A 14,225-nucleotide genomic window follows, 5' to 3' on the forward strand; every position below is an offset into this window, starting at 1 on the left:
TTCAGATTATTTCTTTTAACGCTGTCGTCCAAAACTGTCTTTTAAAAATAATAAGATAGAGCGGTTGGCAGATAAGCATCATTTTTATGGTCTATCAATAATGAGATTAGTGGTCATTGGGGTCAATCACAAAACTGCACCAGTCGCTCTACGAGAGCGCTTGGCGCTAGTAGGTGACGATGTGAATGTCGCGCTCAAACAGTTAGAAGCATTCACAGATGGTAGTGTGATTGTCTCTACCTGTAACCGGACTGAGATTTACGCCCTTGTACCACAAACCTTAGCATCGCAAAATTCAACCTTACCGTCGTCAAATTTAACATCGTCGTTAGATTCACAATTATCAGAATCCCAAAAGGCCGAGTCTACTGGGCAGGAAGTGGCTAGTAATGCTTTTACCAGTAGTAGCAAGCTCTCATCTGCTACCATCAGTGCTCATATTATCAAAATTAAAAGCTGGCTCGCTACTTTTAAGCAACTATCACTCTCTGAGATTGACTCGTATCTCTATGTGCATCGTGATACGCATGCTTTAACTCATTGGCTCAGGGTCGCCGCAGGGCTAGACTCTATGATATTGGGTGAGCCGCAGATACTCGGTCAAATTAAGCGCTCTGTACACCTCGCACAAGAGCAAAAAGTATTGAGTAATCAGCTCGGTTGGGTCGTCGATCAAGTGTTTGCGGCTGCTAAGCGTGTGCGTAATGAGACCAAAGTAGGTGCACAAGCGGTATCGCTCAGCTTTGCGGCGGCCAAACTCGTCACGCAAATATTTGATGATTTGCCTAGCCGAACTCTATTGGTTGTGGCAGCAGGCGAGATGAATAGATTGGTCGCGACGCACATTGCGGGGCTTGGGGTCGGGCGGGTTATCATTTGCAATCGTAATCCTGAACGGGCAGAAGCACTGGCGGCTGAGCTGCGCAACCCTAATCGCCGTGTGGAAGTTAGAACACTGCCAGAGCTACCGCAAGTGTTGGCAGAGGCTGATATTGTCAGTAGCTGTAGCGGCAGTATGGATTTGTTGATTGATAAAACCATGACGTTGCAGGCGCTCAAGCGTCGCCGCTATCAGCCAATGTTGATGATTGACTTAGCAGTGCCGCGCGATATTGACTCCACCATTAGCCGTATAGATGATATCTATCTGTATTCTGTCGACGATCTGCAGCACGTGATTGCTGGTAACATCGAGCAGCGCAGACAAGCAGCCGTAGATGCGGAGCTACTGGTCAGCCAACTTGTCGTTGAGATGGATCGTCGTTTTCAAGTGCGCCAAGTCGGTAAAGACATTGAGCAGTATCGTGCGCGTACTCAGGATCAAGTAGACAAACTCCTGCATGAATCTATCGCTCAGCTACAGCAGGGTGATGCCAGTCCTGAAGATATCCTCACCGAGTTGTCACGCCGTCTGACCCAGAAACTCACACATGCACCATCGAAGCTAATGCGTAAGGCTGCCCGTGAAGGTGACAGCGAACTGTTAGACTTTGTGGTAACAGGCTTGAACGAGTCACATCGCGGCCGTCGATAGTCGCCATTCCTTTATCAAAAAATCATAGATTCGCCAGTGCACGCATTGCGCGAACATATCGTTGTCAACCTGCATTATCAGTGCTAATATCGAGCTGTCATAAGCATATTAAGCGATGGTAATCTGTCGGTATACGCTGGCCATTATTCTATAAAAGCCTTAGCGCACTTATGCTGGCTCAGTATCTATTCATGTCACGCATCATTCGCGACCACTGTAATGAGTCTACCACTGTAATGAGTCTACCACTGCGTAACATTTATATCGGTGCATATGCTTTGTATGATTTCGTCTCAAGTTAATAAAATCAATGCATGCAAGACACAATCATCAACGGCAATAGCACTAGGATAAAGCGCTATATCGTCAACCCTGCGTCGTACTTTCGATTATTACTCGATATTATATCCAAATAAATATTAGCTATAGTATAGTTATTCCACTATAAAAGTATTACTGCTTTAACCTCACTTGAAGTATTAAACATACATCTAAACTCGGTTGCCTTATACTACTTTTAAATTGAATCAACTATAGTCTCTAGCAATAGTGCTATTTCACTATAAATAGTATTTGGCTAGGTTGGCATTTAGATTTTTGCACTTAAATTCTAGTATCGGGATTCTAGTATCGGAATTTTAGTGTCTGGAGCTTGCTGTAGCCACTGCTTAAGAATTATTAAATCATCTAACAATAAACTAGGAGCGCCCTATGACTGCATTACGTCAAGATATTGATCCAAACGGCTTATTAGAATACTCAGTGGTCTATACTGACCGCGCCCTCAATCACATGTCGAAAGTCTTTCAACAAGTGATGAATGACCTATCTAGCGACCTAAAATCAGTCTATAACGCTGACGCAGTCGTGATTGTGCCGGGTGCTGGTACCTATGGTATGGAAGCGGTTGCGCGTCAATTGGCAAACGATGAAGATTGCCTCATTATTCGTAATGGTTGGTTTAGCTATCGTTGGTCGCAAATCCTAGAAAAAGGCAAAATTGCCCAATCGACTACGGTCTTGACTGCTCATCGCGAAGAGGGTAATTCTCCAAAGCCGTTTTCACCTGTCGATATCGATGAGGCAGTTGCAAAAATTAAAGCAGAAAAACCAGCAGTGGTATTTGCTCCGCATGTCGAAACCTCATCAGGAATCATTCTATCAGCGGACTACATTAAAGCTTTGAGCGCTGCCGTGCATAGCGTTGGTGGTTTATTGGTTATTGACTGTATTGCCTCAGGCTGTGTTTGGTTAGACATGAAAGATTTGGGAATTGATGTTCTTATCAGTGCTCCGCAAAAGGGTTGGAGTAGTACGCCGTGTGCGGGTCTGGTCATGCTAAGCGATGCTGCTATCCAAAAAGTAGACAGTACAGAGTCTGACAGCTTTAGCTTAGATTTGAAGCAGTGGTTAAATATTATGCGTGCTTATGAGAATGGCGGTCACGCTTATCATGCGACCATGCCAACCGATAGCTTACGTCAGTTCCGCGATACCATTTTAGAGGCTAAAAAAATCGGCTTCGATACATTGTGTGATGCGCAGTGGGAGTTGGGGAACCGTATCCGTCAGGTATGTGCAGACAAAGGTATCGAGAGCGTTGCCGCTAAGGGTTTTGAAGCCCCAGGCGTTGTCGTAGCTTATACCGATCGTGATGATATGCATAAAGGCAGTGCTTTTGCGGAAGCCGGTATGCAAATTGCCTCTGGTGTGCCGCTTAAAGTAGGTGAACCTGATAACTTTAAGACCTTCCGTTTGGGTCTATTTGGTCTAGATAAATTGACTGACGTTGATGGCGCAGTGACGCGTTTTGAGTCAGCACTTGATAAAGTATTGGCTAAATAATATTTAGCACACGCCTTAGCTAAAAGAATACTGAGCCTGTTTGATATGGGTTCAGTATTTTTTTACCCTTTTATTATATTTTATAATATAATGTATTTTTATAAATTAATACTTAAGCACGTATTTAATAAACTTAATTGGGTAGTCCGTTATGAGTATACAAATAGACTGGCAGGCCTTTACACCAATCTCCTTAGCGGGCGGCCTAATGCTAGGTATGGCGACCGTTATACTGCTACTGGGTATTGGGCGTATTGCGGGTATTAGCGGCATCTTTTCAAGCCTGCTGAAGCCAAAGCGTGTTGAGATGTGGCAGATACTGTTCATTGTTGGGCTGGTCATCTCACCAGTACTATACAGTCTGGGAAAACCGTTACCCGATATAGATATCAGCACTTCTTTGCCGCTATTAGTCGGCGCGGGATTATTGGTTGGTTTTGGGACGCGTTTGGGATCTGGCTGTACCAGTGGGCACGGTATCTGTGGCAATGCACGCTTGTCTCCGCGTTCAATGGCAGCGACGGCGACTTTTATGTTCTTTGGTATTGTGACAGTTTATATCGGTCGGCATGTCTTAGGCTTTATTTAAACAGCTCGTTGCTAAGACAGCGTTGAGTACTATTTATAGCAGCTTGAATTAACATATTAGGTGTGAGAAAAAAATGCTAAAAAATATAATTGGTTTGTTAGCAGGGCTACTATTTGGCTTTGGACTGCTGATATCTGGTATGACCGATCCTGTAAAAGTCCAAGGGTTTTTGGATGTCTTTGGTGCATGGGATATATCCCTGGCATTGGTCATGGGTGGTGGATTAATCGTGGCAATCCTAGGTGTGCAATTGGCCAAGCGTCAGCAGAAGAGCTGGATTGGCACATTAATAGAGATGCCAAGCAAAACCGTTATTAATAAAAAACTCCTTATCGGCGCGATGCTGTTTGGTATTGGTTGGGGATTGGTTGGTATTTGCCCAGGACCAGGAATCGTACTGCTCGGAACGGGGCAATGGCAAGCATATGTATTCATCCCTGCCATGATAGTTGGCATGTTGGTCTATCAATGGCTTGAGCCGAAGCTTGGCTGATATAGTTAGCTCTCTATAAATTGGATACGGTATCAGTCTCGCTTAGCCTACTATAGTCACAGAACTCTAAAATGGGTACAAGGCAGCCGACTGCAGATTGTACAAGTAGTACATCTAAGGAGGGTAACACCGTAGCGGTTTAGTAGTTCACCGACTATATTTGTAGTACTTTTACTCGGCTTCCTTGTCTCCAAATTACATTGAATCAACTACAGTATAAATAGGCTAGCGCTCAAAAAAGGGTCAGCCTAATTTAATTAAGCTGACCCTTTTTATAAAAGACATTTTACTTATCAGGAATGTTTTACGCTTTTAAAAGCCTATTTCGCACTGACCATGACTTTTGGGGTTTCGTGTGCCAATGATTTGGCCGCTTGTCGTAGCTCAAACTTCTGAACTTTGCCCGTACTGGTCTTTGGTATTTCAGCAAAGATAATATATTTGGGTACTTTAAAGCCCGCTAAATGCTGCTTGCAATGCGCCATCACGGTATCGCGCTGCAAGGTGCTACTAGCATGAATCTCGATAAAGGCAACAGGAACTTCGCCCCATTTTTCATGTGGTGCAGCGACCACGGCGCAGCTTTGAATCTCAGGCATTTTATATAGGATGTTTTCTACCTCGATACTAGAGATGTTTTCACCACCTGAGATGATGATGTCTTTAAGCCTGTCCATGATTTTAATATAACCATCAGGGTATTTGACGCCCAAATCACCCGTGCGAAACCAGCCATCAGCAAAGGCCGCTTCGGTGGCCTTACGACTTTTGAGATAGCCTTTCATCACCATATTACCGCGTAATGCCAGCTCGCCCATCTCTTCACCGTCGGCGGCAACAGGTTCAGTTGTACCTTGCTTAAACACCTCAAACCCAGTCATCAAGTGTGAAGTCACACCTTGTCGTGATTTCTTTTGCGCACGTACGGTGACATCTAGCTCATCCCATTCTGCTTGCTCGGCACAGACAGTCACTGGCCCATACACTTCAGTGAGACCATAGACATGAGAGATGTGAAACCCCATGGCTTCCATGGCGGCTAGCATAGTCTCAGATGGCGGCGCACCAGCGACCCAACCATTGACTTCGTGAGTAATCGCTTCTTTGTATTCAGACTTACCGCCTGCAATCATATTGTGTACCACAGGCGCTGAGCAATAATGGCTGACTTTGTACTTAGCAATCAGCTGTAAAATCAAATCTGCATCAATATTACGTAAGCAGACGTTGATACCGGCACGCTCAGCGATGGTCCATGGAAAGCACCAACCGTTACAGTGAAATAACGGCAGCGTCCAGAGATACATAGGGTGCTTCGGTAGATCCCAATCTAGGATATTGGACACAGCATTGAGCGTGGCACCGCGATGGTGGTAGACCACACCTTTGGGTTTGCCTGTGGTGCCAGAGGTATAATTCAGTGCAATCGCATCCCATTCGTCTGATGGTTTTTCCCAGTTATCCAAACTGTCTGAACTGGCAACCAATTCCTCATAACTCATTTGCCCAAATCGATCGACTTTGAGTGCCGCATCTGTTGAGTGAATAACAATTAGGTTAGGAAAGGTTTCATCAATAATCTCGGCATACTCTGCAAATTCACTGTCCAAAACCAGAACTTTAGCTTCGGAATGTTGTAGACAAAAGGTGAGGGCGTTGATATCTAGTCGGGTATTCAATGTACAGAGTACGCCACCTGACATCGGTACACCAAAGGCGCATTCAATCATCGCTGGCGTGTTCGGCATCATCACTGCCACGGTATCGTTTTTATCAATACCCAGTTTGCGCAGCCCATCAGCTAACTGCCTGCAACGATTATAGGTCTGTTGCCATGTTTGGGTGAAGTTATTATATTTTAGGTCGTCATAAATGATGGCGGTCTTGTCAGGGTACACCTGCGCACTGCGAATAATAAAATCAATAGGGGTAAGCGGCTGGTGGTTGGCTGCATTCTTGCCAAGACCAGTATGGAAGTCTGTCATTGTGATAATCCTTTATCATATATTTGAGATTCTTTGAGGTAATACTTTAGTCGATCGACTTTATCAGGGCATGTCATCAATTGAAAGTATTTGTATTTTTACCCTTATAATCTAATCGATTAATCCAGTCGATGCTACGTCTTAATACCTAATTATTATAGACAGTCGTCATTGATAATTGGACTGGTTTTGTCGTGTTTGTTTAACCGTATACTAGGAAGTCAGCTATTAAGCAAAGCCATTTGGTATGGTCATTAATAAATGTCCACTCATCAGTCGTTTGTCTGCGTAGCTGATGATAATAGCGGTGTGGTACGATACCAGTAACGTTAAACCCCGCAAGCCATTCATAAGGAAAATGATATGACCGCCAGCCGCACTGCCGCGCCGATTGAAACTGCCACTACCAATGAACATTACCCGCATTTATTTGAGCCACTTGATTTGGGTTTTACTACGCTCAAAAACCGTCTAGTGATGGGCTCTATGCATACTGGTCTTGAAGATCGTTTCTATAATTATGGCAAGTTGGCGGCATATTTCGAAGAGCGTGCCAAAGGCGGCGTGGCGATGATGATCACTGGCGGTATCTCGCCCAATCGCGAAGGGTGGTTGCTCCCTGCGGGCGGTACCATGAATACAAAGGCCGACGTCATCAATCACCAACGCGTGACCCGTGCTGTGCATAAACATGACAGTAAACTCATCATGCAAATCTTGCATAGTGGTCGTTACGGTTATCATCCATTCGTACTGTCATCAAGCCCGATTAAATCGCCAATCTCACCATTTAAACCGCGCAAGATGAGTATTAAAAACATCGAGCAAACGGTAAAAGACTATGCTCGTTCAGCCAAACTTGCCAAGCAAGCAGGCTATGATGGTGTCGAAATCATGGGCTCTGAAGGTTATCTACTCAACCAGTTTTTATCGAGCCATGTGAATAAGCGTAAAGACATTTATGGTGGTGATATTCACGCTCGTATGAAATTCGCCGTTGATGTGGTTAGAGCCGTTCGCGAGGCGACTGGTGAAGACTTCATTATTCTATTCCGCTTATCTGTTATCGATTTGGTCAAAGACGGTAACGTCATGGATGAAGTCATTACCGTGGCAAAAGCGCTAGAAGAAGCGGGCGTAACCATCATGAATACGGGCATTGGCTGGCATGAAGCGCGTGTCCCGACGATCGTGACCAGTGTGCCACGTGCAGCCTTTGTGGATTTCACCGCTGAAATCAAAAAGCACATTAGTATCCCAATGATGGCAGCCAACCGTATCAACATGCCAGAAACAGCAGAAGAAATCGTCGCGACTGGTCAAGCAGATATGATTCAGATGGCACGTCCATTCTTGGCTGATGCGCACTGGGTCAATAAAGCCAAAAATGGTCAAGCAGACCGTATCAATACTTGTATCGCCTGTAACCAAGCGTGTCTCGACCATACTTTTGAAAACAAACGCTCGACTTGTTTGGTCAATCCACAAGCATGCTACGAGACTGAACTGGTCTATAAGAAAGCGAAAAAGCCTAAAAAAGTCGCCGTCATCGGTGGCGGTGTCGCTGGTATGTCAGCCGCTCATGTGGCTGCCCTACGTGGTCATGAAGTGACCTTATTTGAAGCCAAAGACGTGTTGGGCGGTCAGTTTAACTATGCCAAAGTCATCCCTGGTAAAGAAGAATTCTTTGAAACCATTCGCTACTATATCAATGAGCTTGAGCACTTGGGTGTCGACGTACAACTGAATACCAAAGTCGATAAAGACATGCTTGAAAAAGCCAAATTCCACCATGTCATCGTCGCAACGGGTGTCGTACCTAGAAGTCTAGCAGGTAAGCTTGAAGGTGCAGATTTGCCACAAGTGATGAGCTACGCTGAACTGCTATCTGGTGAGAAATCAGTTGGCAATACAGTTGCTGTCATCGGTGCTGGTGGTATTGGTTTTGATGTCAGTGAATATCTCACTGCCAAACATGGTCAGCCACTTGATGAGCTAGATCCTGAGACATTGAAAGATCCGAGCTATCGTCCAAAAGCCCAGTCGATTAGTGAGTGGCGCGAAGAGTGGGGCGTGACCAATGATGTCAATTATCAAACGGATGGCGGTCTGGTGAAGCCTGAAGCCATTAAGCCTGTTCGCCAAGTTTATCTCATGCAGCGTAGTAAAGGTCGCTTAGGCAGCGGACTCAATAAAACCTCTGGTTGGGTGCATCGCGCTCATATCAAATCACATGGCGTCATCCAAGTCGCTGGCGTGCAGTATGACAAAATCACCAATGAAGGTATTTGGGTGACCAATGGTCAAGGTCAAAGCCAGTTACTACGTGTCGATAGTGTCGTCGTCTGTGCCGGTCAAGAGTCTGTGGTAGAGCTGATGCCAAATGTTGGTGATGCGCCAGACGCGCAATATCATCTAATCGGCGGCGCTAAGCTCGCAGCTGAGCTGGATGCTAAACGCGCGATTCGTGATGGGGCTGAGGTTGCAGTTGGGATTTAAAGATTAGATCAAAATAAAAAGGCGGCGAGGTTGTTTACCTTGCCGCCTTTTTTGTATAAAAAATCTGCCTATTTGGGAGTATTCAGCAAAGCCTGTTTTTTAATGAGAAAACCTAACTCACATCACGCTCTAATATAATACCGTCAAAATACCCTCGCATACCACAATGCAGCCTTCTATATTGATCATCCATGTCTCTTAATAATAATTGAGTCTGGCCTTTATAAGTCGCTGGATATAAACGCAGCTCAACGTTTTTATCTGGTTGATCATCATTGATGACCCAATGATTTTCTGACCATATGGCTTTACTCTCTCCCAAGTCACAGGTATGAGCATTGGTAAAAATCAAAACGCCATCGATAATGGAAAGATAAGATTTATTAGCGACACTATGAATCGATACCGTGTTTTTTGCCTCTCCGGTATCCTCCCAGCGCTGAGTACCTGAATTATATATTGAGATTTGAGAGGTTTGAGAAAACTTACCAAAGGCACTTTTTCTCGGTAAATCAGAAGGACTTAACTCATCTGAAAAATTCCAAGCCACACCGTAACTGCTTTGCTCTTCGATATACTCTTTATACTCACGTATCAGACATTCTTCACTTTTACAGGTATTACGCTGAAACGTAAGCCATGTGCGTTGATTAGCAATGAACCTATCTTTAAAAGCTTTGCTGTCTTCATAGTCAGGAGCAGCACTAAAATTGCTTTTATATTTTTTTGCCATTGTGTCATCAAGCTTAGAAAGCTCAGGACTGTCACAAACGGTTTTTTCTACCCAGCTAGCAGCTTTGTTGCAATCAAAACTTGCTGAATTTGCATAAGTGGAAAGTAGGCAAGTGCCTAAAATACCGATCGTAGTGATGCATAACTTTTTCATATTACCCTCATTTTTTAGAGCTTGATTGTATTTTAAGAAAGCTATAACTGTGATATACGTGTCATCATCACTTTCTGCAAAAAACAAATCAGCCTAGTCAGCCTCACTCACCTACCAACTGCCAATATTTTCCATCGAAATCCAAGGCTCAATAGGTTCTAAGTCTTCGCCATTTTGTAGCAGCTCAATTGAGATATTATTAGGGTCTTTAACAAAAGCCATATGGCCATCTCTAGGTGGTCTTAATATCTCGACCCCTGCCTGTATAAAGGTGTCGCACAGCGTGTATATGTTGTCGACTCTAAAGGCAAAGTGCCCAAAATTATCGCCATTGGTATACTCTTTTTCATCCCAGTTGTGTGTCACCTCGATCTCTGGCACACCCTCATGCGTTGCTAAAAAATATAAGCTGAATCTGCCTGATTCAGAGTCTCTCTTTCTTAGCAGTTGTAAGCCCATAAGGTCACAATAGAAAGATAACGTTTCTTCTAGTTTGTTGGTTCTAATCATTGCATGTAAGTACTTCATAAAAATGCCTTAATATTTATTATTCATAAAAATGGAGTAATGGTAGGCTGCTTGTTATGCATCATTAATATACAAAATATCAAATGGCGTATGTATGATATCAATACCATTAACTATATAAAGCACATTTGTGTCAGTAACTTTTTATCAAGCAGTGCAAGCGGCATACCCTGCAATACTTGCTAGATTAAATTTGACGTCGCAAAATCTAACCTTCCATCTCGCTAGTCAACCACTCAGATACGTCATTCACTTGCGCTGCTACATCAGAATGGGCTGTGCCTAGTTCATCGAGCTTAGTTTTTACGTCACTGTGATTGTATTTGCTATCAGTCAGAGTCTCTTTTAACAGATCAATCAATTCAACATTTAGTGCATCAGAGAAGATAACGACTTCACGAATCACTGCTTGCTTTACATCAAGGTGCAAATCGATAATGCCCCAATCAAAGCGTGTCTCAATATGGTGAGTAAACTCAGGGGTCTTGCCAAAGCGCCAATCCCAATCCGCCATTTTTTGATAATAAGTGTTTAGAGTAGGCTGCTTAGCAAGGCTGGCTTCATCTAACGCTTCTACTGGCGCAGTCTCTCCATGATACTCACAAAACGCCCCGATAATCGCATCAGACAGCGTGTCATGATTGATTTTTTCATTAAACTCAACCAAGTTAGCGACGCGCGCACGCACGGATTTGATGCCTTTGGCTTTTAGCTTGAGTGGGTGCGGATTGAGGTAGTCACCCAGCTTTTGCATATTGGCATTCACTAATAATGTCCCGTGATGAAAGCTGCGATCCGCTGCATGTTTAAAGGCGCTACCTGAGATTTTTTTATCACCCACTTGCATGTCATTACGACCAGATAAATCAGCATCTATGCCTAGTTTTTTCAGCGCATTGATGATGATGGTAAAGTTCGCTGCTTGATCGTAGTCATCTTTGGGTGATAAAAAAGTAAAGTTGGTATTGCCCAAATCATGAAACACTGCACCGCCGCCACTTTGACGCCGTGCCAAAAACACATCGTCGGCTTCCATCTTATCGATTTTGCATTCCACCCATGGATTCTGTGAGCGTCCGATGACTACAGTCTCAGAATTACGCCATAGAAACAGCGTGTGCGAGTCTGGGTCGAGTGCTTGAAATATCCAGTCCTCGGTCGCGAGGTTAAACCAAGGGTTGGTCACAGCAGATTTTAGGATGCGCAGTTTCATTATTTATCCTTTTTCTCGAGTGGCTTTTATAAGTAGGGTTTTATCAATAGAGACAGCTATTCTTACCGATGCAGCGTTGAAATTCAATGTGGTGTGGTGGTGTTACATAATGTTTAAAGATTTGAATGCTGAGAAGGGACGGTATATTTTTATTCTAGTTCAAGTAAGTAGTTTGAATGCTTCTTGAAACGTGGTCATATGCGAGACCTAATACTTATGAAGGTAAATTTGTAACCCCGTTTATTCATTGCTCTTATATCAGGCTGAAGTAGCTTCTTAAGTTACGTATTTATATTTTCAATTGAACTTGTAACAGAAGTTTAATTTGGTATAAAGTTGGCAGTAGTGTAACTTACAGATTGATATCAATGTAGAGAATAATTTAAACCTTCATCAATAGTATTACTTGAGTTCAAGCGAAAATATCTAGAGCCATTAAACTATTTTGATGTATTTTCAATTAATAAAGAGGAATAAAATGCAAACTCAAACTCTAGATAGCTTATTTCAAAATAAAATATTTCGTATACCTGACTATCAAAGAGGATATGCTTGGAGTGAGCATCAAATAAAAGATTTTTGGGAAGATATCCTACAGCTTCATAAAGAGCGTATGCACTATACAGGAGTTATTACTCTAGAACCTTTAGAGAAAAAAGAATGTGAAAAGTGGGTAGAAGATATTTGGTTAGTTAAGAATAGAGGTTTTAAACCGTATTATGTCGTAGATGGCCAACAAAGATTGACTACAGCGTTGATATTGATACAGACGATTCTACAATCAGTACCTAAAGAGTCTAGCTTAAATTTTTCTTCAATTTCAAATATTGAAGAAAAATTTATTATTACTCAACATAAGACTGAAAATGAGTTATTTCAAAGTTATATATTTGGATATGAAAAAGATAACCCAAGTGATGAGTATTTAAGAACTAAAATATTTAATAGATATTCCACTTCTAACAATCATGAATTAACTCTTTATACTAAAAATTTGTATAAAGCTAAAAAGTTTTTTTTAGGTGAGCTAGCTAAGCTAGAGCATAGTGATATTGAGAATATTTTCACTAAGTTAACTCAGAAAATGAAGTACAGTATTTATGAAATTGAAGATGATATAGATATCAATGTTGCATTCGAAACAATGAATAATAGAGGGAAGCCATTAACTACTTTAGAGAAACTAAAAAATAGACTTATCTACTTAACAACTTTATTCTCTAATCAGAATGATAATGGCAGTTTGCGTGAAGATATAAATAATGTATGGAAGACTGTTTATGAGTACTTAGGAAAAAATCAAGATCGTCCTTTAAATGAAGATCAGTTTTTACGTAACCATTGGATAATGTATTACAATTACTCGCGTAACAAAAAGAATGCATATATAGATTTTTTATTAGATGATGCATTTACTTCAAGGAGAATTTTGAAAGATAAAGAAAATCCTTTAAAAAGAGAAGAGATAGTTAAATATATCTATAATCTTCAAGAGTCAATAAAATATTGGTTCTATATTCATAACCCAACAATGCCATCAAAAACTGTTAAGGTAACGAGCGAGCAATCTAAAATTCTAGAAAGACTCAATAATATAGGATTTAAAGCTTTTAAGCCTTTAATACTATCAGCTTATACATCTAATCAAGAAGCTAATAAGATTGCTAACCTTCTTACTGAAATAGAGCGCTACAATTTTTGTGCATTTTCTCTGAGTAGACGTCGTGCTAATACGGGTGATACAGAGTTTTACAGAAATGCTAGTGAGCTTCTTTCAGAAAATAAAAGCATTGACTCGGTTATTAGTAATGTCAGAAATTGGTCTAATGATTACTTTAGTAAAGAAAAATTTCTATCTTATATTCAAGATAAATACGACCTTCACCATAAAGAGGGATTCTATCGCTGGGACGATATCAGATATTTTTTGTATGAATATGAACAATATCTCAAAGATAAAAGTAAAACTAATGATAAAAAGTTATCTTGGGATGATCTTAATACGCGTAAGGCAGATTACATAAGTGTAGAACATATTTATCCTCAGACTGATACTGAACCTTACTGGCAAGAACGGTTTAGTTTTTTCAACTTTCACCAGAGAAAGTGTCTAACTCATTCTTTAGGTAATCTACTAGCTTTATCGCGTCAAAAAAACTCTTCTCTACAAAATATAGGTTTTGATGAGAAAAGCAAAAGAAATAGCAGTTTTAATAACTCAGTAGAATATTCAAATGGATCATTTTCGGAAATAAATGTATCTAAATATAATGAGTGGACTTCTAACGAAATATTGGATAGAGGTATGAATATGTTGAGGTTTATGGAGGAACGATGGTCTATAGAATTGGGTGATGATAACTTTAAAAGGAAATTACTTCATTTAGAATTTCTGAATGAATAGGTGAATATATATTAATGGATTTGTTAAGAGTTTTTTATCTCAAGTAAAATAAGATATGAAACTCTTATCAAAATTTTTTTATCTAATCCATATTTACAAACTATAAGGAACCGCACAAAATATCCTTTTCGTATAGTCGATATACTGTATTTCTCAAGTCCAATGCTAATGCTAAATATCTTATAAACGGCACAAGTGGTCAGTCTGTGCTCAATTAACTCCATAGTAATACTTGATCTTATAGAGAAG

General features: G+C 41.5%; 10 protein-coding genes. 6 read left to right on the plus strand and 4 right to left on the minus strand.

Annotation, left to right across the window (positions count from 1 at the left end; translation table 11 throughout):
• Positions 1 to 100 precede the first annotated feature (100 nt).
• The 4 genes from hemA to I6E84_RS01490 all read left to right on the plus strand — a co-directional run bounded on the left by hemA (position 101) and on the right by I6E84_RS01490 (position 4,461).
• Positions 101 to 1,534: a glutamyl-tRNA reductase gene (gene hemA, locus I6E84_RS01475; protein ID WP_197215651.1), complete on the plus strand. Its 1,434-nt coding sequence runs from the start codon at positions 101 to 103 to the stop codon at positions 1,532 to 1,534.
• 711 nt (positions 1,535 to 2,245) lie between these two features.
• Entirely contained in the window at positions 2,246 to 3,379 is a 1,134-nt protein-coding gene (locus I6E84_RS01480; RefSeq protein WP_197215653.1) for an aminotransferase class V-fold PLP-dependent enzyme, read from the plus strand.
• Between the two features lie 151 nt (positions 3,380 to 3,530).
• On the plus strand, positions 3,531 to 3,968 hold the full coding sequence (locus I6E84_RS01485) for a YeeE/YedE family protein (protein ID WP_197215655.1): 438 nt from the start codon (positions 3,531 to 3,533) through the stop codon (positions 3,966 to 3,968).
• 73 nt (positions 3,969 to 4,041) lie between these two features.
• Positions 4,042 to 4,461 (plus strand): DUF6691 family protein, encoded by a 420-nt coding sequence (locus I6E84_RS01490; protein ID WP_197215657.1) that lies wholly within the window; start codon positions 4,042 to 4,044, stop codon positions 4,459 to 4,461.
• Positions 4,462 to 4,781: 320 nt separating this feature from the next.
• Here the strand turns inward: I6E84_RS01490 and I6E84_RS01495 are convergent, their stop codons facing one another.
• Positions 4,782 to 6,446 carry an AMP-binding protein gene (locus I6E84_RS01495; protein WP_197215659.1) on the minus strand — a complete coding sequence of 555 codons (1,665 nt, stop codon included), beginning with the start codon at positions 6,444 to 6,446 and terminating at the stop codon, positions 4,782 to 4,784.
• Between the two features lie 363 nt (positions 6,447 to 6,809).
• Between I6E84_RS01495 and I6E84_RS01500 the strand changes: the two genes are divergently transcribed.
• Positions 6,810 to 8,945: an NADPH-dependent 2,4-dienoyl-CoA reductase gene (locus tag I6E84_RS01500; RefSeq protein WP_197215661.1), complete on the plus strand. Its 2,136-nt coding sequence runs from the start codon at positions 6,810 to 6,812 to the stop codon at positions 8,943 to 8,945.
• A 112-nt stretch (positions 8,946 to 9,057) separates the two neighbouring features.
• Here I6E84_RS01500 and I6E84_RS01505 read toward each other — a convergent pair whose 3' ends face one another.
• From I6E84_RS01505 to I6E84_RS01515, 3 genes are all read right to left on the minus strand, one after another.
• Positions 9,058 to 9,831: a lysozyme inhibitor LprI family protein gene (locus I6E84_RS01505; RefSeq protein ID WP_197215663.1), complete on the minus strand. Its 774-nt coding sequence runs from the start codon at positions 9,829 to 9,831 to the stop codon at positions 9,058 to 9,060.
• Between the two features lie 111 nt (positions 9,832 to 9,942).
• A complete protein-coding gene (locus tag I6E84_RS01510) occupies positions 9,943 to 10,359 on the minus strand; it encodes a VOC family protein (RefSeq protein WP_197215665.1) in 417 nt (138 codons plus the stop codon).
• 208 nt (positions 10,360 to 10,567) lie between these two features.
• A complete protein-coding gene (locus I6E84_RS01515; RefSeq protein ID WP_197215667.1) occupies positions 10,568 to 11,572 on the minus strand; it encodes a lipoate--protein ligase in 1,005 nt (334 codons plus the stop codon).
• A gap of 478 nt (positions 11,573 to 12,050) precedes the next feature.
• Between I6E84_RS01515 and I6E84_RS01520 the strand changes: the two genes are divergently transcribed.
• Entirely contained in the window at positions 12,051 to 13,976 is a 1,926-nt protein-coding gene (locus I6E84_RS01520) for a DUF262 domain-containing protein (RefSeq protein ID WP_197215670.1), read from the plus strand.
• The last annotated feature ends 249 nt before the right edge of the window (positions 13,977 to 14,225 follow it).

Source organism: Psychrobacter sp. SCQQ22 (assembly GCF_015864605.1).
Classification (GTDB): domain Bacteria; phylum Pseudomonadota; class Gammaproteobacteria; order Pseudomonadales; family Moraxellaceae; genus Psychrobacter; species Psychrobacter fozii.

Bases quoted from the DNA above. Each gene is read 5' to 3' on its own strand.
- hemA (WP_197215651.1), top strand. From the start codon at position 101: ATGAGATTAGTGGTCATTGGGGTCAATCACAAAACTGCACCAGTCGCT.
- I6E84_RS01480 (WP_197215653.1), top strand. From the start codon at position 2,246: ATGACTGCATTACGTCAAGATATTGATCCAAACGGCTTATTAGAATAC.
- I6E84_RS01485 (WP_197215655.1), top strand. From the start codon at position 3,531: ATGAGTATACAAATAGACTGGCAGGCCTTTACACCAATCTCCTTAGCG.
- I6E84_RS01490 (WP_197215657.1), top strand. From the start codon at position 4,042: ATGCTAAAAAATATAATTGGTTTGTTAGCAGGGCTACTATTTGGCTTT.
- I6E84_RS01495 (WP_197215659.1), bottom strand. From the start codon at position 6,446: ATGACAGACTTCCATACTGGTCTTGGCAAGAATGCAGCCAACCACCAG.
- I6E84_RS01500 (WP_197215661.1), top strand. From the start codon at position 6,810: ATGACCGCCAGCCGCACTGCCGCGCCGATTGAAACTGCCACTACCAAT.
- I6E84_RS01505 (WP_197215663.1), bottom strand. From the start codon at position 9,831: ATGAAAAAGTTATGCATCACTACGATCGGTATTTTAGGCACTTGCCTA.
- I6E84_RS01510 (WP_197215665.1), bottom strand. From the start codon at position 10,359: ATGAAGTACTTACATGCAATGATTAGAACCAACAAACTAGAAGAAACG.
- I6E84_RS01515 (WP_197215667.1), bottom strand. From the start codon at position 11,572: ATGAAACTGCGCATCCTAAAATCTGCTGTGACCAACCCTTGGTTTAAC.
- I6E84_RS01520 (WP_197215670.1), top strand. From the start codon at position 12,051: ATGCAAACTCAAACTCTAGATAGCTTATTTCAAAATAAAATATTTCGT.